Annotated in this window: 27 protein-coding genes; 7 read left to right on the forward strand and 20 right to left on the reverse strand. The window is 35.9% G+C overall.

What is annotated here, in order from left to right; translation table 11 throughout:
- Nucleotides 1-14: 14 nt before the first annotated feature.
- The 13 genes from ABDJ41_RS21275 to ABDJ41_RS21335 all read right to left on the reverse strand — a co-directional run bounded on the left by ABDJ41_RS21275 (nucleotide 15) and on the right by ABDJ41_RS21335 (nucleotide 11,960).
- A complete protein-coding gene (locus ABDJ41_RS21275; protein WP_349788153.1) occupies nucleotides 15-425 on the reverse strand; it encodes a DUF4890 domain-containing protein in 411 nt (136 codons plus the stop codon).
- A 114-nt stretch (nucleotides 426-539) separates the two neighbouring features.
- Nucleotides 540-1,067: a KdsC family phosphatase gene (locus ABDJ41_RS21280; RefSeq protein WP_349788154.1), complete on the reverse strand. Its 528-nt coding sequence runs from the start codon at nucleotides 1,065-1,067 to the stop codon at nucleotides 540-542.
- Nucleotides 1,068-1,070: 3 nt separating this feature from the next.
- Nucleotides 1,071-1,310 carry a Fe-S cluster assembly protein IscX gene (iscX, locus tag ABDJ41_RS21285; protein WP_349788155.1) on the reverse strand — a complete coding sequence of 80 codons (240 nt, stop codon included), beginning with the start codon at nucleotides 1,308-1,310 and terminating at the stop codon, nucleotides 1,071-1,073.
- A 24-nt stretch (nucleotides 1,311-1,334) separates the two neighbouring features.
- A complete protein-coding gene (locus ABDJ41_RS21290) occupies nucleotides 1,335-1,667 on the reverse strand; it encodes a 2Fe-2S iron-sulfur cluster-binding protein (RefSeq protein WP_349788156.1) in 333 nt (110 codons plus the stop codon).
- A gap of 42 nt (nucleotides 1,668-1,709) precedes the next feature.
- On the reverse strand, nucleotides 1,710-2,468 hold the full coding sequence (locus ABDJ41_RS21295; RefSeq protein WP_349788157.1) for a Rossmann-like and DUF2520 domain-containing protein: 759 nt from the start codon (nucleotides 2,466-2,468) through the stop codon (nucleotides 1,710-1,712).
- A gap of 44 nt (nucleotides 2,469-2,512) precedes the next feature.
- The gene (locus ABDJ41_RS21300; protein WP_349788158.1) at nucleotides 2,513-4,984 is read right to left on the reverse strand and encodes a heme lyase CcmF/NrfE family subunit; all 2,472 of its coding nucleotides are present in this window, start codon (nucleotides 4,982-4,984) and stop codon (nucleotides 2,513-2,515) included.
- A gap of 5 nt (nucleotides 4,985-4,989) precedes the next feature.
- Nucleotides 4,990-5,400, reverse strand: coding sequence for a cytochrome c maturation protein CcmE domain-containing protein (locus ABDJ41_RS21305; protein WP_349788159.1), 411 nt, complete (start codon nucleotides 5,398-5,400; stop codon nucleotides 4,990-4,992).
- Nucleotides 5,401-5,571: 171 nt separating this feature from the next.
- Complete coding sequence (locus ABDJ41_RS21310) at nucleotides 5,572-6,993, reverse strand: Glu/Leu/Phe/Val family dehydrogenase (protein WP_349788160.1); 1,422 nt, start codon at nucleotides 6,991-6,993, stop codon at nucleotides 5,572-5,574.
- A 149-nt stretch (nucleotides 6,994-7,142) separates the two neighbouring features.
- The gene (locus tag ABDJ41_RS21315) at nucleotides 7,143-7,361 is read right to left on the reverse strand and encodes a CcmD family protein (protein ID WP_349788161.1); all 219 of its coding nucleotides are present in this window, start codon (nucleotides 7,359-7,361) and stop codon (nucleotides 7,143-7,145) included.
- A gap of 2 nt (nucleotides 7,362-7,363) precedes the next feature.
- A complete protein-coding gene (ccsA, locus tag ABDJ41_RS21320) occupies nucleotides 7,364-8,023 on the reverse strand; it encodes a cytochrome c biogenesis protein CcsA (protein ID WP_349788162.1) in 660 nt (219 codons plus the stop codon).
- A 77-nt stretch (nucleotides 8,024-8,100) separates the two neighbouring features.
- Entirely contained in the window at nucleotides 8,101-9,294 is a 1,194-nt protein-coding gene (locus ABDJ41_RS21325; protein WP_349788163.1) for a DUF5009 domain-containing protein, read from the reverse strand.
- Nucleotides 9,295-9,321: 27 nt separating this feature from the next.
- On the reverse strand, nucleotides 9,322-10,083 hold the full coding sequence (locus tag ABDJ41_RS21330; protein ID WP_349788164.1) for a sugar isomerase domain-containing protein: 762 nt from the start codon (nucleotides 10,081-10,083) through the stop codon (nucleotides 9,322-9,324).
- Between the two features lie 53 nt (nucleotides 10,084-10,136).
- Nucleotides 10,137-11,960, reverse strand: a complete 1,824-nt coding sequence (locus ABDJ41_RS21335) for a glycoside hydrolase family 9 protein (RefSeq protein WP_349788165.1) — start codon at nucleotides 11,958-11,960, stop codon at nucleotides 10,137-10,139.
- Nucleotides 11,961-12,154: 194 nt separating this feature from the next.
- Between ABDJ41_RS21335 and ABDJ41_RS21340 the strand changes: the two genes are divergently transcribed.
- A complete protein-coding gene (locus ABDJ41_RS21340) occupies nucleotides 12,155-12,898 on the forward strand; it encodes a DeoR/GlpR family DNA-binding transcription regulator (RefSeq protein WP_349788167.1) in 744 nt (247 codons plus the stop codon).
- Here the strand turns inward: ABDJ41_RS21340 and ABDJ41_RS21345 are convergent.
- The 3 genes from ABDJ41_RS21345 to ABDJ41_RS21355 are packed head-to-tail and all read right to left on the reverse strand — an operon-like array spanning nucleotide 12,891 to nucleotide 15,830.
- The gene (locus ABDJ41_RS21345; protein ID WP_349788168.1) at nucleotides 12,891-14,048 is read right to left on the reverse strand and encodes an MFS transporter; all 1,158 of its coding nucleotides are present in this window, start codon (nucleotides 14,046-14,048) and stop codon (nucleotides 12,891-12,893) included. The genes ABDJ41_RS21340 and ABDJ41_RS21345 overlap by 8 nt on opposite strands.
- Nucleotides 14,049-14,060: 12 nt before the next feature.
- The gene (locus ABDJ41_RS21350; protein ID WP_349788169.1) at nucleotides 14,061-15,011 is read right to left on the reverse strand and encodes an ROK family protein; all 951 of its coding nucleotides are present in this window, start codon (nucleotides 15,009-15,011) and stop codon (nucleotides 14,061-14,063) included.
- Nucleotides 15,012-15,017: 6 nt separating this feature from the next.
- Nucleotides 15,018-15,830, reverse strand: a complete 813-nt coding sequence (locus ABDJ41_RS21355; protein ID WP_349788171.1) for a polysaccharide deacetylase family protein — start codon at nucleotides 15,828-15,830, stop codon at nucleotides 15,018-15,020.
- A 255-nt stretch (nucleotides 15,831-16,085) separates the two neighbouring features.
- On the opposite strand from ABDJ41_RS21355, the gene ABDJ41_RS21360 reads away from it, so the two are divergent.
- Together ABDJ41_RS21360 and ABDJ41_RS21365 are read left to right on the forward strand one after the other, a co-directional pair.
- On the forward strand, nucleotides 16,086-16,487 hold the full coding sequence (locus ABDJ41_RS21360) for a DUF4258 domain-containing protein (protein WP_349788172.1): 402 nt from the start codon (nucleotides 16,086-16,088) through the stop codon (nucleotides 16,485-16,487).
- Nucleotides 16,488-16,677: 190 nt separating this feature from the next.
- Nucleotides 16,678-16,989: a hypothetical protein gene (locus ABDJ41_RS21365; protein ID WP_349788173.1), complete on the forward strand. Its 312-nt coding sequence runs from the start codon at nucleotides 16,678-16,680 to the stop codon at nucleotides 16,987-16,989.
- Between the two features lie 83 nt (nucleotides 16,990-17,072).
- Here ABDJ41_RS21365 and ABDJ41_RS21370 read toward each other — a convergent pair whose 3' ends face one another.
- Both ABDJ41_RS21370 and ABDJ41_RS21375 read right to left on the reverse strand, forming a co-directional pair.
- Nucleotides 17,073-17,903: an endonuclease/exonuclease/phosphatase family protein gene (locus tag ABDJ41_RS21370; RefSeq protein ID WP_349788174.1), complete on the reverse strand. Its 831-nt coding sequence runs from the start codon at nucleotides 17,901-17,903 to the stop codon at nucleotides 17,073-17,075.
- 57 nt (nucleotides 17,904-17,960) lie between these two features.
- A complete protein-coding gene (locus ABDJ41_RS21375) occupies nucleotides 17,961-18,551 on the reverse strand; it encodes a hypothetical protein (RefSeq protein WP_349788175.1) in 591 nt (196 codons plus the stop codon).
- Between the two features lie 257 nt (nucleotides 18,552-18,808).
- On the opposite strand from ABDJ41_RS21375, the gene ABDJ41_RS21380 reads away from it, so the two are divergent.
- On the forward strand, nucleotides 18,809-18,991 hold the full coding sequence (locus ABDJ41_RS21380; protein WP_349788176.1) for a hypothetical protein: 183 nt from the start codon (nucleotides 18,809-18,811) through the stop codon (nucleotides 18,989-18,991).
- A 14-nt stretch (nucleotides 18,992-19,005) separates the two neighbouring features.
- Here ABDJ41_RS21380 and ABDJ41_RS21385 read toward each other — a convergent pair whose 3' ends face one another.
- A complete protein-coding gene (locus ABDJ41_RS21385; protein ID WP_349788177.1) occupies nucleotides 19,006-19,263 on the reverse strand; it encodes a hypothetical protein in 258 nt (85 codons plus the stop codon).
- 241 nt (nucleotides 19,264-19,504) lie between these two features.
- Here ABDJ41_RS21385 and ABDJ41_RS21390 point away from each other — a divergent pair, with 241 nt between their 5' ends.
- Complete coding sequence (locus tag ABDJ41_RS21390; RefSeq protein WP_349788178.1) at nucleotides 19,505-19,861, forward strand: hypothetical protein; 357 nt, start codon at nucleotides 19,505-19,507, stop codon at nucleotides 19,859-19,861.
- A gap of 78 nt (nucleotides 19,862-19,939) precedes the next feature.
- Here ABDJ41_RS21390 and ABDJ41_RS21395 read toward each other — a convergent pair whose 3' ends face one another.
- The gene (locus ABDJ41_RS21395) at nucleotides 19,940-20,398 is read right to left on the reverse strand and encodes a GNAT family N-acetyltransferase (protein ID WP_349788179.1); all 459 of its coding nucleotides are present in this window, start codon (nucleotides 20,396-20,398) and stop codon (nucleotides 19,940-19,942) included.
- Nucleotides 20,399-20,659: 261 nt separating this feature from the next.
- Here ABDJ41_RS21395 and ABDJ41_RS21400 point away from each other — a divergent pair, with 261 nt between their 5' ends.
- Together ABDJ41_RS21400 and ABDJ41_RS21405 are read left to right on the forward strand one after the other, a co-directional pair.
- Nucleotides 20,660-22,099, forward strand: a complete 1,440-nt coding sequence (locus tag ABDJ41_RS21400) for a serine hydrolase (RefSeq protein WP_349788181.1) — start codon at nucleotides 20,660-20,662, stop codon at nucleotides 22,097-22,099.
- 90 nt (nucleotides 22,100-22,189) lie between these two features.
- Nucleotides 22,190-22,402: a YidH family protein gene (locus ABDJ41_RS21405; protein ID WP_349788182.1), complete on the forward strand. Its 213-nt coding sequence runs from the start codon at nucleotides 22,190-22,192 to the stop codon at nucleotides 22,400-22,402.
- Nucleotides 22,403-22,404 lie beyond the last annotated feature (2 nt).

Here is a 22,404-nt window from a genome sequence, read left to right on the forward strand (position 1 = left end):
TTATTTGATTTACGTTATTGTTTTACCTCAGCAGGAGCACCTTTGCCAGCTCCCTTGCCACCTCTATTTTTCATTTTCTCTTTTCTTTCAGCCTGCCAGGCAGCATAAGCTTTTTTCTGATCTTCATTTAACAAAGCATTTATTTTCGCGTTATTTTCTTCATTCAGAGCTTTCATTTTCGCCATCATACCTGCTTTATCGCCATTACTCTCAGCTTTAGCTTTAGTCATTGCAGCTACCTGATCTAAATAAATGGTTTTTACCTGGGCTTTCTGATCATCAGTAAGATTCAACTTCTTAGTCAGTTGGGTAGCATTTCTTTCTGCTCTTTCTTCAGGTGTCGGCATTTGACGATCACCGGTCTGCGCGTTTGCAAATGTTACTGCACTGAATAACAATCCGCAAATAATCATTAATTTTTTCATAGTCAATCCTTTAAAATTATAGCTCTCTTGTAAGCTCAGATGTTAGAGAAGCCAATACCTAATTAGGTTTAACCATAAACTGCAACATAATTGTTACATAAATAGAAACTGAGATTATTTGCCGGAATCGGCAGCGGATGGGTTTTCATCAAACCAATTTGTTTGTACTTTAAGTACCTTTTCTATCACATCTCTAACCGCTGTTTTGCCACCAGTATAGGGCGATATATATTGAGAGACGGCTTTAATTTCAGGAACAGCATCTGCCGGGCAGGTTGCAATTCCTACGAGCTTCATCACTTTAAGATCAGGAATATCATCCCCCATAAAAAGGACTTCAGAAGCATTAAGTTTATATTGTTCAAGAAAGCTACTATATACTGCAACCTTGTCAGAAACACCTAAAAAAACATTGGTGATACCAAGACCTTCAAATCGTTTCTCCATTGCTGCACCCTTACCACCTGAAATGATACAAACATGATAACCTTTTTTAACAGCAAGCTGCAACGCATATCCATCTTTGATATTAAAAGTACGTAAAAACTCGCCAGAATCAGACGCGATGATATCACCGTTAGTTAATACCCCATCAATATCAAAGATGAAAGTTGTAATATGTTTTAGCTGTTCAAGAAACATTCACTAATCCTGGTTATCTCTCCATTCGTAAACCCAGGCCGACTGGATTTGCTCCAGGTGTCCTTCATTACTTTCTTCTTTAGTACCTTTAAAGTTAGGTAGGGCTAATACCCATTCCAACAGTTCAGTAAACCTGATTCTGTAGATTTTAGCTTCATTAAAATCATCACCAAATTTCTCATATAGTTCTTGAGCGATATCCTCATGATCATTCCAATATATCGGCAGGGCAAACTTATCCATGTTTTAATTTATTAAATTTTATAATTAATGGCCTAAAAATTCAGATTGATCTGGTATAGTAACTTCAATATCTCCAGCACTTACTACACACTGACAACCTAAACGGGAAGTAATTCTTGGACGAACTGCTCTGTCGATGAAGTCTTCTTCTTTGTCAGATATTTCCTGGATGTTATCCATTCCTTTAGTTACATATACATGACAGGTACTACAACCGCATACTCCACCACAGTTATGCTGTAATTCTATTCCATGATCAAGGCAGACATCTAATACAGACTCTCCGCCGGCAATAGGTAGTTCAACTGATTCTTTTCCTTGTTCTTCGAAATTTATCTTTAATTTAAAAATACTCATAATATGGTTCAAAAATAAGCACCAAAAACGGTAATTATATGATTAATGCGTTTTTTTAATGCTATTACTTAAAATTTTATAGATTTCCTGCATGTGAGGCATTTTCTTCAGGAGCTCTTCATGTTTTAATATTGTCTTTTTATCATTTCTTGCTGCTGGTCCTGTTTGTACATCAGCTGGTATAGCATCCTGAACTTTTGCAGCTGTTTCTACAATTAATGGTCTCAGTATTTCAAAATCAAGGTTATTCTTTTGAAGCATTTGATAACTAAGCTGGTACATGTGATTTACAAAATTACAGGCAAATACCCCAGCAACGTGTAATATCTCACGTTGTTTACTATCTACCTCATAAATCAAAGGACTCAATTTCATAGCAGCCAATTGCAACAAACTCATATTTTCATCTGTATTGGCCTCTAAACATAAAGGAACCCGGATAAAGTCCAAAGGTTGCGATTTAGAAAAAGTCTGTAAAGGGTAGAATACGCCGTACTGTTTATGATTTTGTAATACATCTATATTAGTTGCCCCAGAAGTATGAACTACCAGGCCATTAACATTTCTCAATGCTTTAGATATCTTTTCAATAGCATCATCTTTAACAGCAATAAGATATAAATCTGCCGACTCATCTACATCTTTTAAATCAGAAATAGCCTGAGCCTCTGTCTTATTAGCCAACTCTCTTGCATTTTCGAAGTCCCTGCTCCATACTTGCGCAATATCAGCACCATTATCTTTAAAAGCAATAGCCATGTGTGTGGCTACATTACCAGAACCTAAACAAACAATCTTCATAGGGATACAATTATTATTTTATGGTTATAAAAAACAGCGATAAACTAAGCTGCTTTAACTTCTTTTTGCCTTCTAAAGATAGAAATAACAAATCCAATAACCATTACAATTGTACCTACCCAATAAAGATTAATATATGGGAATTCAATTGATTTAAATACGACCCAGTCTTTCGCCTGTTGTGGTTTTTCATAAACCTGCAATTCAACTTTTTGTTGTTCAGGTAATACTTTTGTAAACCTAAGTCTTAAACCCAATTCGTCGATATTACGGGCAAAATCAAATGTATTGTTTCCTTTGATCAGGAAAATAGGCTCAGTTTTATAAATCTTACCATTCACCTCAACTTCAATAGGTAAACCTACTGCTAAGTCGCCCGGAGCCAAAATAAGGCTTTTCGCTTTTGGTTGATTATTCAATCCTTTAACTGTAAGCACTCCACTACTAGTGTGTAATGTATCTCCGGCAGCTACATTTACAATTCTTGGTGCCTTATAATTTTCTTCCTCAGTATGTCCTTCATGATTGTGGTCATGATCTTCTTTTTTCTCAGGAGCACTGGTGATGTGTGTGTAAATGTCGTACGTAAGGTAATGCTTGGTATCAGGAGAAGCGATCAATCCCATTTTCTCGTTAACCTGTACGTGTGGATTCAATTCAAAATCCTCTTTTAGTTCACCTGTTTTTTCATCATACACCTTAAAGTTAAGTTTATAGAATGTATTCGGCTTAACTGTAGTATCGCTAACATAAGTTACTGTATAACGGCCCATCTTTTTGGGCTCATTTTTGTACAAAACAATATTTTCTCCTGGTTTTTCAACCTTTTCGAAATCTTTAACCGGAATGAAGTTACTTACATTCAGTGAAATTGGTCTGTTTGTAGCAGCGGCAACAAGTGCTCCTAGTAATAATAAAGCGAATCCTATGTGCGAAACAGCGGCACCTGCCAGTTTACGTTTTCCACCAAATGCTTGTGCTAATATCCTGGCATTAGATATAACTGCAAATACACAGCTAAATGTAAGCAAGATATACATCAGGTTATGATATACGTTTGTGATATAAACAAACCCAGCTGTAATTACAATTGAGAAAACAATAGAAGCAATTAAGCTGCTATAGAATTTCCTTGCGTCAGTTCTTTTGTATTTCATGAACTGCGCAAAACCAGATATAATAGTTACGAGAATAGCAAATGGTGCTTGCCATTGGTTGTAATATTTTATCGCATCAATTGGTGGCGCGAACTTGGTTCCAAAAGCCTGGTTAAATACTGGGACAGAGGTAGAGAAGATCACTTGAATACAAGCTACTGTAATTACCAATGCACCAATAAACATCCAAAACTCTCTCGAATAAGTCTCCTCGTCCTTATTTGTAATTGGTAATTCCTTCCATCTGATGATTAACAATATAGTCGGGATAGCCAAAAAAACAACATTATACAGAATCAGATGCCAGAACATTCCTAAGTCAGTGAATGAGTGTACTGATGTTTCGCCAAGTACACCACTTCTGGTTAGAAAAGAAGCATACAATACTAACACAAAACTAATGCACACCAACACTATAGCTGTAAAAAAGGCATGTCCTGTATTCTTGAACGCAATCATTACGTGCACACCGGCGATTAATGTTAACCAAGGAATAATAGAGGCATTTTCTACTGGATCCCATGCCCAGAAACCACCAAAGTTTAAAGCTTCATATGCCCAAAATGACCCCATGATAATCCCCGCACCTAATATCATTACAGCGAACAGGGCCCATGGCATTGCAGGTTTAATCCACTCTTTATACCGTTTTTGCCATAATCCTGCTACTGCATACGCAAAAGGTACAATCATAGCCGCAAAACCAAGGAATAAGGTTGGTGGGTGAATTACCATCCAATAGTTTTGAAGTAGTGGGTTTAAGCCTCTACCATCAGTAATAAATTTAAGATAGTTTTTATAGTTTTCAGGGTCAGCAAATACTGCTGGCGCCATTTCTTTTAAATTTACAGCATCTCTTAACAGAATAAATGGAGAGCTACCTAAACGTTCACCAAAAATCTCAACACCAAGCAGCATCGATGTCAGGAACACTTGTGAGAACCCAACTACAGTCATCACGCTATTTTCCCATGATTTTGCTTTCCAGATTAAAATAATCCCTAGCAATGCCTGCCAAAATGCCCATAGCCAAAAACTTCCCTCCTGGCCTTCCCAGAAAGCAGATACTATGTAATATACAGGAAGTTCTTTTGAAGAGTGCGAATAAACATAGTAATATTCGTTATAATGATTTAAAATCAAATAAAATAATGTAGTCCCGATACCTAAAATACTCACTACATTTATCAAGTAAGCAATACGACCTATACGAGTCCATGAATGATCTCCGAGTTCTTTATTTCGGGTAGCAAAGAAATAAGCTATAGTTGATAATAAAGAAGCGGCAAATGCCAAAACAATAAAAAACTGGCCGATTTTACCGGGAAGGAGGTTCTCTCCAATAAACTGTATATCCATTAAATTTAGTTGTATTTTTCTACTATACCATCCTTATTAACTTCTACAAGTTCATCATTGTATTTGGATGGGCATTTCATCAGTATCTTGGAGGCGTAAAAAGTATTGTTATCCATTTTACCAATCAACACCAATTTTTCTGAGCGCTCGAAGTCCTGGGGCTTGGTTCCTGCGTATACTACTTTATTCACTTTCCCTTTTTCGTCTTTCATAAAAAACTCAAAGCGATTAGCATCTTTTAAGGCATCATAATGTGTACCCTTATCTTTTTCCCAATAACCCATCACATGAAATTCTTTTGGATCTTTCGCCGCTTCACTAAAGGTCGAATAGGTATTTGTATCAGCGTTAAGGCTTACTAAAAAACCTACACATAATGCTATTGTTATCAAACCAATAATTGCACTTTTTCTCATGGACTATAAAAAAAATTAAAGAAACTTCACAAAGATAAAAAATATAAGGAGCCAAAACCTTTCGCAATCATTCAAAACGCTATGATGACAGTTTATTGATAGTTCTCTGACAAAAGCATAAAAAAACCGCGATACCAAAAGGTATCGCGGTTCCCTAAATTTAAGAATAGTTTAAGGCCAAACGCCTAAATTCATATACGATATAGCAATCTTATCAATAGAACCAACAAAAGCTGCTGTTCTCAAAGTTTTAATTCCAGGCTTATTCTTTAGCGTTTCTCTGATTTCATGATAAGAATGAATCATGGTATCTTCCAGACCTGAATTTACCAGTTCCATCTCAGAAGCACCTTTAACAATCATTAAACGATGTTCCGCTGGAATACTTTTTCCGGTCAGACTTTCCAGTGTATTGATCAGATTAGCATTTGAGTTTTCAGCATAACGATTTTCCATACGTCCGAAAGCAACATGTGATAAGTTCTTCAACCATTCGAAATAAGAAACAGTAACACCACCTGCGTTACAGTACATATCTGGAATAATGATCCCCCCCATCTCTGTATAAATTACTTCTGCTTCAGGAGTACAAGGTCCGTTAGCACCTTCAGCAATAATTTTTGCTTTGATATTCCGGATATTGTGTACAGTGATCTGATTTTCAAGAGCTGCAGGAACCAGGATATCACATGGTTGCTCTAATCCTTCCATTGAGTTTTTAAACTCTTTAGCACCTGGGAAACCTAAAATTGAACCTGTTAATTTTCGATGAGCAAATACTTCATCAATATTAAAGCCATTCTCGTTATAAATTGCACCTTCATATTCACAAAGACCAACTACCGTTGCCCCAAACTCAGAAAGGAACTTAGCGGCGTGGTACCCCACATTACCTAATCCTTGAACGATGATACGTTTATCACCTAAACCAGCCGTTAGACCAATTTTCGCCATATCTTCTGCAACGTTTACACATTCTTTCACTGCATAAGCAACACCACGACCAGTAGCTTCCTTACGCCCACGTATTCCGTGCAATGCAATGGGCTTACCTGTAACACAACCAAGAGCATCAAGCTGACCAGGATTCATGGTCATATATGTATCTGCAATCCAGCTCATTTCACGTTCACCCGTTCCATAATCAGGAGCAGGAACATCAATACCAGGACCAATAAAGTTCTTTTTGATTAATTCTGTCGTATAACGACGGGTAATGTTCTCTAACTCACCAATGGTATAATTTTTAGGATTGATGCAGATTCCACCTTTTGCACCACCGAAGGGCACATTTACTATCGCACACTTATAGGTCATTAATGCTGCAAGTGCCATTACCTCATCCTCATTTACCATATCACTATAACGTATACCACCCTTTGTTGGGTTCATATGCTGCGAGTGTTCTACACGCCATGCATCAATAACCTCGAAACCATTACCCCTGCGAATAGGGAACTGGAAACGGTACACGCTGTTACAAGCTTTAATCTGAGTTAATAAACCCTCTGGATGAGAGGTAAATTGCGCGGCACTGTCAAAATTCTTACAGACATCTGCAAAGAAATTTGTCTCATTTGCTTTATTAGCCATTATTAGTTTTTTAATGAATTATGAAATAAGTCTCAATATGAGTACAAAATTGCACTAAAAAAAACGATTAATACAAATGCAAAATCACTTAGTGTACCTGTCACACCACACAAAAAAAGAGGCAAAAACAGGCATTAAACGATTTAAAATTAGTTTTTACCAGCAGATTTTTGTTCTAATTTTTTTAATCTTTTTTCAATCGTGAACAGAAAGAACAGTAGCCCCAATAGAATTAGAACAATACATGCGACTACAACATATATTTTACCTGAAGCATATATACTATCAGTGATGGAAGAACCTCCATTTTGTGCAAACAATTGAAGGGATAATACCAACATTAAAAAGGTAACGTAAAATTTCTTCATGACTATAATATATTCTTTTTTTCTAATGTACGTACTCTGTATAAAACTGTATAAATCCAATATCCTATTAAAATCCATCCTAAGCAGGCAGGATAAAATACGGCTCGCATACGGCTATCAAGATCATAAGCGTTAAATCCTGGATTCCCACCATTTCCTGGGTGTAAAGAATCAGCTAAACGTGGTAAGACAAAAAGTAATACCACCATCATTGGAAAAGCAAATATGTTATATATAGCGGATATTTTAGCTCTTTTTTGTTCTTCATCTATGGCATTACGTAATACCAGATAAGCAAAATACAGCAATAAGGCAATTGCAGCAAAGTTCTGTTTAACATCAAAACTCCAGGCTTGTCCCCAGGTAAATTTTGCCCATATAGCACCGGTTACAATTCCAAGTATACCGTAAATCACGCCAACATTTATACTTTCAACAGCTTTAAGATCATGATCAGGATTACCATTGCTTAAAAACTTGATACTGTGATATACAGACACACTAAACAATACAATCATCCCAAACCACATAGGAACGTGGAAATATAGGTTCCTTATGCTCTCATACAAAATAGGAAGTTCAGGTACACCAGATAAAAGACCGGCAATGGTTGAGTAAATAACCAACACAGCTCCTAAAATTTTCCACCAATTCTTATACATTATACAGGTTTAATTTCGGACAAAGGTAATAAGTACCTCCTGCATTTCCATCATAAAGATGTAAATGAAACTGCATTTTATAGTTTTAAGCGTATACGCCACTTTTCTAGAAGATTTCCTATAAATACAATACATAATGTAAATGCCATAGATTTAAGCAGGCCTATTATTCCTGTCCTAAGTTCGACAGGTAAACGATAAGGAACAAGCTCTAAAAAAACGTTATGCAAATAAGGCAGTAAGTAACAAGTTAGCGTAATACTACCTGCTGCTTTTACATAATTGTACCACCTCTTATACCCTTTAATTTCAGTCAGATAAATCATAACCGCAAAAGCGACTAAGCTAATACCAATACAAATGGTAACCCAGGAAGGCGTTGCCCTTATCTTAGAAATTCCCCATAAAGGCCGGGTTGCAAAACCAAAGGCAATTAATGCTATTGACGAAAATAATGTAAATATCCAAAACTTTTGATAAGAAACGGATGGATTTCGATACAACATACTGCTTATTACACCTGCAGCGGCCAATGCAGGCATAGAACCATCACCAACAATCCAAATATACTTACTTACACCTTTTAACATATCCAACCATCCCAGTTGTGTTGCAGCGTTAAATAAAACAAAGAATAGAAAGGCAATCACCATTACCCATAATTTATTCCTGCTTAACAAATAAACTGAACTAACGATAAGATAGGTCCAACCTATTAAACCCAGAATACCCCACCATTTAGTTTGCATCCAAACAGGCCCATCAGCAGAAGTACCTTTATACAAAAATGCGAGTATAACTAAAAGCACGATACCAATAACCCTTAGTACTTTCCAATAATTATGTTTTCCATCATTTGGGTAATCGAGCCATATTAAAAAAAATGCAATTGTAGCAAGCGCCTTCCATAATGGAGCAGGCAATACTGCTTCATGACTATAGTTCCCCATGTTGACATAAAAGAAACCGATGATTAATAAAGCTAGTGCTCTGGATATAATATGTAATTCAATTTTAAAGACTGAAGGTTGTTTTTTTAGTCTGCTTTGAATAGCAAATGGTATGGACAGTCCAACTATAAACAAAAAAGCTGGAAATATAACATCTGCAAAACCCATAGCATCTTTATTTGCATCAGCATGCTCCAACCAGGAAGGTATATTTACCAGTGTCCAATGATCATTCACAAAAATCATGAGTATCAGTGTTATTGCACGAAACGCATCAATTGAAATTTGCCTTTGAGTAGTACCGGACAAAGCTATATTCATAACGAATTTAAAAGATGAACAACTAAATTATACTCCCGTAATCCGTTCTTTATAAACAGCTAAAGCTTCTTCTAACCTATCTTTTGCTGTATTATCTCCAGGCACATTATGAGATGGATGTATGTATAGTTTCACTCCACGCTCAGCTAATATTTCGGCGACAGTAGTGATAGTCATCCATACACAAGTTACAAATGCCATAGTTGAAACAGGTCCGATCTTATCCTGATGATTTTTTAACGATACCGCAGCATCACCTATTGGTGCACATGAATCTACCACAAGATCCGCTATATCAAATATGTTCTTACCGCTAGAATGACGAGTCTGCTTTCCTTTCGCCTCTGCTGCAGATCCAAATACGATCACCTTCATCCCTTTACGCTTTGCTTCAAGCGCAACATCAATGTTCACATTGTTAATACCAGAATGTGAAAATAACCACATCGTGTCACGTGTATCAAAATTATAACCTTTCATAATCTCGATCCCATAACCCTCAACACGTTCTAAAAAAACAAATTGATGAACTCCCATTTCACCAGTGATACGTGTAAAGAAAGTCAGCGGCAATTCTATCATCGGATGAAAACCTACAAAGCCCCCAATCCTTGGATACATTTCTTCGATTGGAATGGTCGCATGACCACATCCAAAAGTATGTACCCACCTCCCCGCCTCAATAGAGTCGGCCATGATTTCTGCTGCCTTACGGATGTTCTCCATCTGTGTATCTTCAATACGGGTCATGATGTCCCTTGCGCTATTCAACCATTCTTTTGCTAACATATCTGTTTATTTTTTGATAAATAATCGTTTCTATTTTATCTCCATCCTATCCTCTACTTTTTTTTACCCCCTGCTTTAAATTCATTTTCACGTGCAGCCAACAAATAAATAAGAGACGCAGTGCCATCCATAGTTGGCTCATTTGTACTATAATCACCCGAGTCATCATGATAAACTGCTAAACCAGACTGAAAATCAGCATACTTATCTTCACCCGTCAACCGGATACCTGTGAGCTTACTATAAATAGTAGTATAGACAGGCCCATCAACTAAACCTCCATCCAAAGCATAACCGTATAATTTTGTAAATGACGAATGGGGGTCGCGCGGTGTATCTCCATTTTCGGGCAAGCCATAAACCATGGCCTTTCCCCATGGATTACATCCAAAAAGCCAATCAAAACCAGCCTGTTCCAGCTGCTCATAGGTTTTATCACCACTTAATTTTCTATATAAATAACACTGTATGGTGAACGAAACTGTAAGGTTATTGGAACACCAAATAAATGGCACACCTCGGTAAAATGCATTATTAGAAGCTTTTGTCCACACCCTTTCAATACCATCTTTATAATATTTAATTAAGGTGGCCTTTTCTGTCGGACTGGCATTTTTCGCCAGTTCATAATGACCGAAGTTATGAAACGGATACCATTGATAGTGACCTGCGGTATCCGCTCCCATCCATGGTGTTACTTTTTCTTTCTTGCTGTATTCGATCCCTCTTTTTAAGTAATTTTTATCCTTATTTAACTGAAACAAGGCCGCTGCACCTAACTCCATATCATCGACCCAGTTATCTTCTTCATAGATATAAGGAGATTTAACACTTGCTGTTTGTGCTACTCCGGGTTTTGCTAAACCATATTTAAATGCAGAAATTGATCGTTGTGCAAGCAAATTTGCAAACTTTTGCTCTTTTGATTTATAAATATTAGCCCCCAAAGCAAAAGCACTAGCGAACTTACCAGCGGTAGACGCTGCCCCTGTACTTTTGTTTTTATACTTACCCAGGCCCTGTGGCTCACCAGTAATAAAATAAACAGGCCTACCGGTGCCTTTACCATAGCCATAATCAACAGAATCCTTATTTGGCAAGCGCATTCCCGAATGATCACGGTCGTCCGCAATCTGGTTAAACATCCAATCCGCCCGTGGATGCATTTTCAGCAACCATTGCAGTCCCCATCTCCCCTCATCCAAAACATCAGGCACTCCATTCGGTCCGAGCAAACCATTAGCCTGATGCTGATCCTTAAATACAGAACCAAAATCCCTATAAGCTGCCAAAAGATGATAGGTTGCATTTGCCGATGTGGTAACATACTGCAAATAATCAGTAGCATCATGCCAACCTCCAGAGGCGTCTATATTAGTTCGCTCCGGTACCGGACCATAAACAATATAGCCATCATGCGTATGACATGAATCTTTCAAAAAAGGATTAAAGCCACTTCTTTGCTGCCGCATATACCGCAAAGTAAAATCAGCTGCTCCATCATATACATTATCCGAAATTTTAAAAGAAGGTGATACAGCGCCACCAGCCTTAATAAAATAGCTTCCAGAAAGTTTATAAGCAGAAAAATCGAGTCGATAACTAGAAAGAAATGGACCATATGCTCCAAAATTCTTACCTACACTCTTTTTAAAAACACTCCTATTTGTACCTGCATCAATCAACTCAAAATCAGTAACACCTGGATTTTCCATTTTAGCACCCAGAACGGCCACTTTAACACTTGCAGGCGCATAGCCTAACTGATTTATCCGAATCCATATGCCTTGACTATCTTTTGCCAACAAGCTACAATTAAACGCCAGCAACATTACTGTCAACATCCATAAAAGTTTCTTAATCTTAATTTTCTGCATATTGCTATTGGTTTAGAAGTAAGGATGCAGCTTTTTGCTGTAATTTAATTAAATATACAAATAAAACGCAATAAACTGCAAATCTTCATCAAATTAAATCTTCAATAAAATGTACCACTTTGTTTACTTTTGCGCTTAAAAGGGGTATATTTGATATCATTTCATCAAAAAATCTACATTTTAATAGATCAGCAATGCTAATAGAAGAGCGGCAAAACTACATATTAACGCAGATTAACTTACACAACAAAGTTCATACATCTGATTTATGTAACGAGCTCAATGTTTCACTGGATACCATCAGAAGAGATCTTACTGATCTGGAGAAAATAGGCAAACTTGTAAAGGTACATGGAGGCGCCATATCAAAATCTTTCCATTACCCCTTTCAACAGCCAGCAGTTTATGCCCAGGAAAACAAAAAGGAAATCGCAAAAAAAACACTGGAATTGATTGAAGATGGGATGAACATTTTAACAGGTGGAGGAACTATAATGCTTGAACTTGCCAGAATGATTCCTGAGAATTTAAAAGGCACATTCTTCACGATTAGTCCATTGGTAGCCTTAGAAGTTGCACAACGTTCATCGATAGACGTAATTTTAATCAGTGGAAAGCTTGCCAGAAATTCCTACATCTGCACAGGTCCATCTGTCATCAGACAACTTTCAGAGATCAGGGTTGATCTTTGTTTACTTGGTACAAACAGCATCTCTTCGACCGAAGGACTAACCGATACAGATTGGGATGTGGTACAAGTAAAAAAGGAAATGATCAAACGTGCTAACAAATTAGCCGTTATGAGTATTGCTGAAAAGCTTGGTGCAATACAAAACTTAACAGTTTGCGATTTAAATGATGTTGATTACCTAATTACCGAACTTAATCCGGAAGATCCTGAATTAAGCAAGTATTCTAAAGTCAATAAAATTAAATAGCGCTTTTGGTTTTTTGAAATTTAAATATCAATACAGCCAGTATGGTCATTGCTACAATTTCCATAAAAGCGACAGTAATCAAATTATGAATCCCATATTTCTGGGCTACAATGCCCATCATATAGTTCACCAACATATTACCTAATAACGCAACTGCCAGCACCATACTAAATGCTGTGGCCGATAAATCACTATATCTTGCAGCAACCATACCTAACATTATCGGAAAACCTCCAGCCAAACCAGCTCCGATAAAAACCAATCCTATCACTGCAGATATATAATTAGTCGTATTTAATAAAAAACAGCCAAAAAGTAAGAACAGAAAAGAAGCCATCAATAATTTTTGCGTCTTTACATCTCTAAATAGACTCCCTGTTAACAACCTCATTGCGGTCATCCCCACTACAAATAAAGAAAGACCATAAAGCGCTTTACTTGGCGTAACCCCTACCTGAGCTATCAAATAGCTAGTAGTCCAATTGTTAATAATAGCTTCAAAACTCGACTGACAAAAAAGAAAGAAAGCAATAAATATCAGCACATGATCCTTTAGTAAACTAAAACTTCGCCTAATAGGAGAACCATTAACATGCTTTGGAAGAGGGAAAGCTATCAGCATATAAAAAACTGAAGCGAGTAAAGCCAACAGACCAACAGCAGCAACAACAACCTGATAATCAACCACACTTTCAAACAAGGCCAGTACAAAAGGCATCCCCAGTGCGCCAATGCCAAAAAACACGCCCAACAAACTCAAATTCGCATATTTATCCTTTTCTGTAATATCGGCTACTACAGCACTAGTAGCACCATTTATAGCACCCCCACCCAAGCCAAATAAAAAGACACTAATACGAAGTATAGAGAAATCAGTCGCATAAGCAATTCCTTCAAAACCTATAAAAATTAAAAATGCCGAAAATACCAATAGATACTTATATCCGTATTTATCACAAAAAGGGCCAAAGAAAAAAGACCCCATCAAAACGCCAAATGGCATGATTGAAAACAAAGTACCAGAAGCTATTTTACTTAAATCAAATTTCCGGGCAAGCTCCGGAGCGACCGAACCAAGCGTAATGAGGGTTACACCAAACAAAAGCATACCCAAGCAGGAAGAAAAGAAAACTAACTTTTTATTATACATTGTTCCGATTTTTTAATCTCCAATATTTTTTAAAGCCGCATAACCAGCGCCATACAATCCAGCATCATTGCCAAGTGCCGACCCCTCCAGCTTAAAAAGCCCCATACTAATGGGTTGCCCCCATTTTTTAGCCTCTTTATAAATTTCAGGTATAAATTGTTTTGCCGGACCAAATACACCTCCACCCAAAATAACTTTTTGTGGATTAAATAAGCTGACCAGGTTAGCTACCGCCATACCCCAATAAGTGATACATTGGGCAAAAACAGCTTCTGCAAGCTCATCGCCTCTTTCATAAGCTTCAAATACATCATAAGCAGTTATAGCTGACCTATCCTCAGATAATACACCTTCGTATTTGACATTCTCTAAACTTAGCTCCTTTGCCAGCCTGGCAATGCCCTCTCCCGATGCGTAATATTCAAAATGCCCACAGCATTCAAACTTTTTATTATAAGGATCTTTTAATGCCATCCATCCAATTGCACCAGAAATATCATTTGCTCCCCTAAAAACATGACCATTAATAATTATACCAGCACCTATTCCAGTACCTACTGACATATATATAGCATCCTCACATCCTTTTGCAGAACCTTTCCACACTTCTCCTAAAATATAACAAGTACGATCACTTTCAATCACTACAGGAATATTAACAGCTATTGACTTTATTTCCTCCAATAAAGGGTATTTTTCCCAACCAGGGATATTTGGCGCCCATACCGTACCTTCTTTTGTATTGCTGATACCTGGTACTGATATAGCGATAGAACCAATAGGATTATCCGTAGTTAAACCTATCTCGATCCTCTTGATTATTTCATTTTGTATTATTTCACCTACTTTCTTACCATTACTACCATTTAATAAAACAGTCGACTGCTCAATAACATCCCCCTCCTTTGAAAAAGTAGCCGCCGCTATTTTTGTCCCACCTAAATCAATACCTAATAACCTCATCAGCAATCAATTTAATAGATCATCAATTTTCACAAACTTATACCCCTGCTCTTTTAGTTCTCTGATCAATTTGGGCAAATGATCATAAAACTTATCTTTCCTCCTCGCATCTGTACCGATATGTACAAGTAACAAAAAGCCATTCAAACCGCTTTCAGAACTCCGTTCATAATCTACAATAGACTTATAGATACGTTCACTATCAACATATTTGCCAGCCATTTCAGGATAAGTATAATCTGCATTGCTACGAGTTCCAGCACTGAAGTTTACAAGCTGCAAGCCCATTAGACTTGTCCAATTGGCAATGGTATTATTATACCACTCATATGGAGGTAAAAAATACCTTGCCTTATCCTTTTCAATCTTCCAGTTTTTAAGTTCTTTATAAGCATTTTCAAGATCCTCAGTAAACTGTTTATGTGTAACCAATAAGCTATCACGCTTTTTCCAATCGCAATATAATAAGTGCATATCAGAATGCACTCCCATATAATTTCCATTTGCAATCAGCGAACTGATAATATCTCGGAAGTCTTTATTTCTATAAAATCTTCCCGTAAGGAAAAAAGAAGCATTGATATCGTTTTCTTTTAATGTACGTGCGACAACCATTCCTCCGTCAGCAAATTCATCTCCTGTAAAAACAAGAGCAATTTGTTTTTTGGTTATATCGCCTCTCACTATTGCTCCATACAATTTAGTATATCGACTGGTATCGACTAAGACCTCAGAATCAGTCAAACGATTGGCACAAGCAACTATTGGAATGATACATCCAGACAAACAAACCATCAGTATTAAAACTTTTAACTTCATACCATGTATCATGTTTATAATTCATAAGACAAGTCACAAAGAATTATCATTTAAAAATCACTGCTTCTTGTCAAGCCAATTCTTAAATATATCAATAAAATTAAAAAACCGCAAAAAACAGCATTGTTTTTATAAACAAAGCTTCAGTAAAACCAAAACACAGCAAAAACAAGCACAAAAATTATCTCTCTTCTTCACAATAACAATTTGATTCAATAAAAAAACTATAATTGTAGTAAACAATCAGCTTCATTCATGATTCGATTCAATATTTTTTTATTCTTCGGCTTGACTATATCAGTTCTTTCTAATGGATGCGGTAATCAAAGCCAAAATACAGATGTACAAGATTTTGAAACAAAGGAAAATTCTTTTAACAGAAAACCTGAGCGGATTATCTTCACCAAACACGGTGAATGTAGAATGAAATGTCGTTCTATTGACTCTTTAGAAGTAGATGAGATACTTAAAAAAGGTTATATTAATTATGTTAAAAGTGATACTTCTTCTAACAATCCATGTCGCAAAAAATATGCTTTGGAAGGCACAACCAGGGACAATCAGCTGGTGAGAATTATCTTTTCACCCTGTAACGACACTCAAATTGTAGTAACTGTAATTGATATGGATACGGATTGGGATTGCGATTGTAAGTGATAAATACAGCACAACATTACTTTGTTGAACCAAACAACAAACTGTAGAAAAATACTACAATATTCAAAAGGCAAGAATAACACAACAAACTGACATCCAGAGTTGTGCCAAAAACCACTTGTTTCGGCACGGTTATCAAACCTATCCTATTCATAATTAACAAGAATTTTAATTGATTAAAACGAATATTATGAAAAAGATCATCTTATCAGCAGCATTTTTAGCCGTAGCAGGATTAACATCAGTAAAAGCAAGCGAAATTAAAAACCCAATTAACATTGCGGTATACCAAGATAGCACTACAAAAGTTCCAGTTGAATTAAAAGACCTTCCAGAACCTGTAAAAGCAGTATTAAAATCTGAAGAAGCTAAAGAACTTACTCCAGTAGCAGCATTCCTGGTAACGAATGCAGATAAAACTCAATACTATCAAATTGATGTTAAAAAAGGAGAAGAAACAGGATCAATCAAAATTGATAAAGATGGTAAAGTAGTTCAGTAAGCTATATACCTATGAAATAAACAAAAAGGTCGGAAATATTTTTATCCGACCTTTTTGTTTAAAAACTTATATAGTAACTTCTATTACTTTTTCGTTATCACATCTACTACCACTGGAAAATGATCAGAAGGAAACTTTCCTCCAGAATTATCAGTTAAAACACCATATTTTAAGGCTTCAAATTGTTTAGTTATAAAAATATGATCTATACGAGCATCTGATTTCTTAGTGATGTTAAAACTATTTGATGTTCCATTTGGTTCATATTTAAATTTAGCTACCTCATAAGAATCAAAAAGCTTATTAAAAGTTTTGATGTAGGCAAAATTCTCATCTCTCTGATCGAAATTAAAATCACCAACAACCGCAGCAGGATTATTACCAGCAATTTGGTCAATTTTTTCTATAATTAACTTTGCACTATTTTTACGAGCCTGTACTCCGACATGATCAAAATGGGTATTAAAGAAGTAAAATTTAAAATTCTGTTTGATATCTGTTAGCTCTACCCAAGAGCAACCTCTTGGATGCTTCGCATCCCAGCCTTTTCCTTCTACATCTGGAGTAGCGGATAACCAAAAATGTCCACTTTTTTGAAAATTAAACTTTGATTTCTTATAAAATATAGCTGATGTATTTAAGCCGTTATTTTTATTTTCTGCTATAATTCCATAACCAGGGAGTGCTTTTTCTAAATCAGACAATTGCTCTTCATTTGCTTCCTGAACGCCAAAAACATCAAAGTCATGAAATTGAATTAAAGGTATAACAAGCCCTACTCTATCCTTCCACATATTCACAGGAACATCTCTAGCTAATATCCCTCTAATATTATAAGTGGCTAATCGGATACTTTGTGCCATTAACTGATTCGATCCAATAATCAGGATCAATATAAAAAGTACTTTTCTCATCTATTTTAGTATAATATTTTTATTTGATGGTTTATTTATTGTTTAATGAGTTCTAAGCTAATTTTTATAGACTGAGAAATCGTCGATACTTAATCTTCCATTTTCAATGCTAGGATCGTCTTTACCATTACCTAGTGGAAGTTTTACAATTCTAAAGCGCACATTCCCAGAAATATTTAATGGAAAAGATAATCCTTGTTTAGTCTTACTATTAGCCACCACATCTTTTCCAGATTGATTCCAGCTTTTTCCTTTATCAGTTGAATATTCTAACTTAAAAGTACCTTTCTGGTCTGCCTTAGCTCCATAAGAACTATACCAAACCGTAACTTTAGACGCGCCTTGGGTTAAATCAAAATTCATTTGTGCATATAAAGGTTCAGTATTATTTGCTGCCATTCTAAGAGCAAAACTTCCACTTGTTGGTCGATCATTTACTATAAAAGAATCTATAGAAACCCCATAAAATTCCCATTTACCAGAAGAAAGATTTACTGTTTTTTTTGCTATACCTTTTTGCTCTCCGGAGCTTTCAAAACTTTCAGGAAAGTTTTCATACAATGCCCCTTTCTGAGCTTTCGCATTAATCGTGTTTATGGCAACTAGCATAAATCCGATTAATTGTATTTTTAAAAGGTATTTAATCATCGTCTGTTTTATTAATTCTTACTTATGTCCTTATCTCCTTTGATATTGGCCTTCTCAAATTTATAGTTTTAACTCACAATAACAATAATATTTATTTTAATCCTATAATTATCTTACAACAAAAGACTTAACTAAATTAAATTATTTAATTTTTCACAAAGTTGAGTACATAACAAAAAACTTATCATGTACGTTATTCAAATACATCAGCAATCTGAGATTTGTCTTCACTACATTAATTCAGTAAATTTGATATTATGATCAGAAAAGAAAAGCAGGACGAGATTAAGGAAAGTAAAACTACCGTTTTCTGGGATACAATTTTGAAAGAAAAAATCAAACCAGAGGATTCTAACTCAGTTGAAAACTATGTAGAAAAAACTATAGTTAAAGAAACGCCTGAAAGCAAAGAGATAAAGAAGGAAGATAGACCTATATAAAGGGCAAATAAGTATTAATGAGACTTCCAGATTTTAAATTTATTCTCGTTTGTTCCATCTATAGCGCGAATGACAAGACATAAGTGATCTTCCCTTTGAGGGAAGTATTTATCAATGATGAATTGAGTTTGCTGTATCAACTGCCCAAGGTGTTGCTCAAAATCTATGTTCTTAACATCTAAAATTACCTGATTCATTCTGGAGGAAATGATACATTCGAAAGTAAATTCCTTTTTGAGCGTTTTTACTATTTTTGATCTCAGTTTTTTCATCAGAACATATTTATTTTGTAATAAAATATGAAGCTATCATATTAAACTAGGTTAATATTTCGAACTATTATCAGCTTTAACGATTTCTGCTCTTAATAATTGCGTAATAGAATGTCATTATTTCATTTCGTTGTTGTTTTAGCAGTATCCTAAATTAGGTATAAAATACGAATAGAACATAAATTTCTAATTAATTGATTGTAACAATCTAGCTGTCATTAATTAGATAAAATCATATGCCATGAAAGAGATCAATTTCAATCCAGCTGATTTTGAAACAGTACGACAGATCGCCTTATTATTCCCTGGTGCCCAGGACAGCTTATCTCATTACAATACACCATCAATTAAGATTAAAAAGCACTTACTTTGCAGATTGCACGAAAACGGGGAATCTCTGATTATACGGACCAATTTTCAAAATAGGGAACTCTTTCTTGAAAAATATCCCGAAAGCTGCTTTATTAATGAACATCTTAAGAACTACTCCTATATTGGACTTTATATTAATAGTTACACCATAGAGCTACTTAAAGCCGTATTGGAGTGCGGGTTTAAGGCCATTACAGAAAAGGAGCCTACAACAAGAAATTCTTAAATTGCTTAATGCAAAGTGGCTTTTCTTCCATTTCCATACCTTGAAGACAGAGCTTGACTCTAGTATTTCATTTTTTAACTACTTAATATTTGCCTCATATTTAATTTTAACTGCAGAAATAATATCGGTTTTAATTCTATCTTCCATTAAAACAAAGCCATTTTTCAAATAGAATTGAATTGGGCTAAAATAGGTTGAACCGTCTTCTTTCAAATCATTATTATGATCAATAACCCAACCGTATAAATTCTTGAAATTTTGCTTTAAACTATCAATTAGCATATTTCCATAACCCTTGTTTTGATTTTCAGAAGATACAAGAATAGAAAACCATATTTCCCCATCTCGCAAGAATGCAGCAGCCCAACCTACTACTTCGTCGGTTTCATTAAGTAAAACATGGTGTTTAGATTCTTTTAAGTCTTTCAACAACAGTCCAAATCTATTTTTTAATTTAACCGGATAAACTTCATTCCAGAAGTGATCAATTTGCTTGGCCTGATCTTCTGTTAGACTTTTTGATATTTCAATTCTCATAGTGCTTTCGCAATCTCCTTTCTCCTGCATTATAAAATTGGTGTCTTCACTTGGCTTAATTGCTTAACTACTTGCACAATCATCGTTAAATCAATCAATTACAATACCTGAAACATGCATTTACCAAATTTAATATATAATTGAGAAAAAGCCATCCCCAAGGTTAAGTATAGCCAGAAAAATAGAAATGGGATTGTAACAAATACTCTTTTGTAATCTCAAAACAAGGATATTAACTTTAAAATACCTAAAGAAAACATCATGCGTAGACTTCTGAACATCAAGCTTATAATTTGCTTTATTTTGCTCAGCATTCAATTTACCCATGCCCAGCAGGAAAGAAAAGATTACGATGCTATAGCCATAAAAGTACAGGCTAACTTTAATGCTGATCAGTCTGAGAGAATATACCAACTCACCTCCGCTATATTCCAAAAGAAAATGACCGGCGAACAGTTTGCTAGAGGAATGGCTAGATTCCGTACAAAAGTTGGAGATTGGAAAAAAAATGACTTCAAAGAAAAAAATGAGAAAGGCTTCGATTATATTGCTCTATTTGAGAATTCAAAACAAATCTTTTCCCTCAAGCTCAATGCCGAAGGCAAAATCGATAGACTCAACTTTGCAGCCACTCCCATTATCATTGCCAACAAAACTGAAAAACAAGAAAGCAATAATCCTTTGAAAGACTCAACAGACCTTTGGGTAGAGCAAAAGGTAAGATCCTACATACAAAAAGGAAATACAGCAGCCATAACCCTTGCCGTTATCCAAAACGGAAAAATACGCACCTACAGTTATGGATCGACAAGCAAAATCACAAAACAACTCCCAAGTCCTGAAACAACCATTTTCGAGATCGGCTCTGTGACAAAAACTTTCAATGCACTAGTTCTTGCCCAGGAAGTCATTGCAGGCAGAATGAAACTTAGCGACCCGATTAACAGCTATCTACCAGATTCAATACCAACACTTCAATTCCAAAATACCAGAATCACCCTGGAGAACCTGGCTAACCATACATCTGGATTACCAAGACTACCAGCCAACATCTTCAGCAGAAATGTAGATCCAAAAGACCCATATAAACATTACCTAACAGATGCACTTTATAGCTTTTTAAAACATTATCAACCAACTGTAAAACCTGGCACCTTATTTTCCTATTCCAATTTTGGAGCGGGAGTCTTGAGCACTATCCTGGAACGTAATACAAATTGCAGCTTTGAACAAATCATTGTTACAAGAATCTGCAAACCGCTTAAAATGAACAACACTTCGATTTCCCTCAGCCCAATAGCAAGGAAAAACTTTGCACAAGGTTACAATGAAGCTGGTGAAGCTACAGCGCCATGGGATCTTGCAGCACTGAAGGGCTCCGGAGCCATCCGCTCCACTCTAAGTGACATGGTGAAATACACCATGGCACAAATGAACATAAGCAATACAACCCCTTTTCAAAAAGCAATCATATTAAGCCATCAGACTACCTTTAAGGGCAAGGAGCAAGACATGGGACTGGGTTGGAGAATCAATCACAATAAGGGAAACACTTATTTCCACCATTCGGGTGGAACAGGTGGTTTTCGCTCATTCGTTGGGTTTGATCTGAATAGACAGCGGGCAATAGTCATTCTTTCCAATGCAGCAGATGATGTAACAAATATCGGTGAAGACTATTTACAGACCAATAACATCTAGCGTCTCGAATTCGAGAGATTTAAATGAATCAAACAAGTTTCAAACATTCCATTATCAGTTCTGTTAATACATAAACTTAACAGAACTGATATGAATAAACCTCTTGGACTAATCCTAACCATTTTAGGTATTGTAATGCTAGTATGGACTGGCTTCACATACAATAAAAAAGAAAAAATAGTAGATGCCGGACCTATTCAAATATCCGCAGATAAAGAGAAAAATGTGAATTGGCCTCCTTATGTGGGTGGTATTGTATTAATTGCAGGAGTCGTAATTCTTGTAAGTAGTAAAAGGAAATAAGT

Origin of the sequence: Pedobacter sp. ASV1-7 (assembly GCF_040203335.1) — a bacterium.
Taxonomy (GTDB): Bacteria; Bacteroidota; Bacteroidia; order Sphingobacteriales; family Sphingobacteriaceae; genus Pedobacter.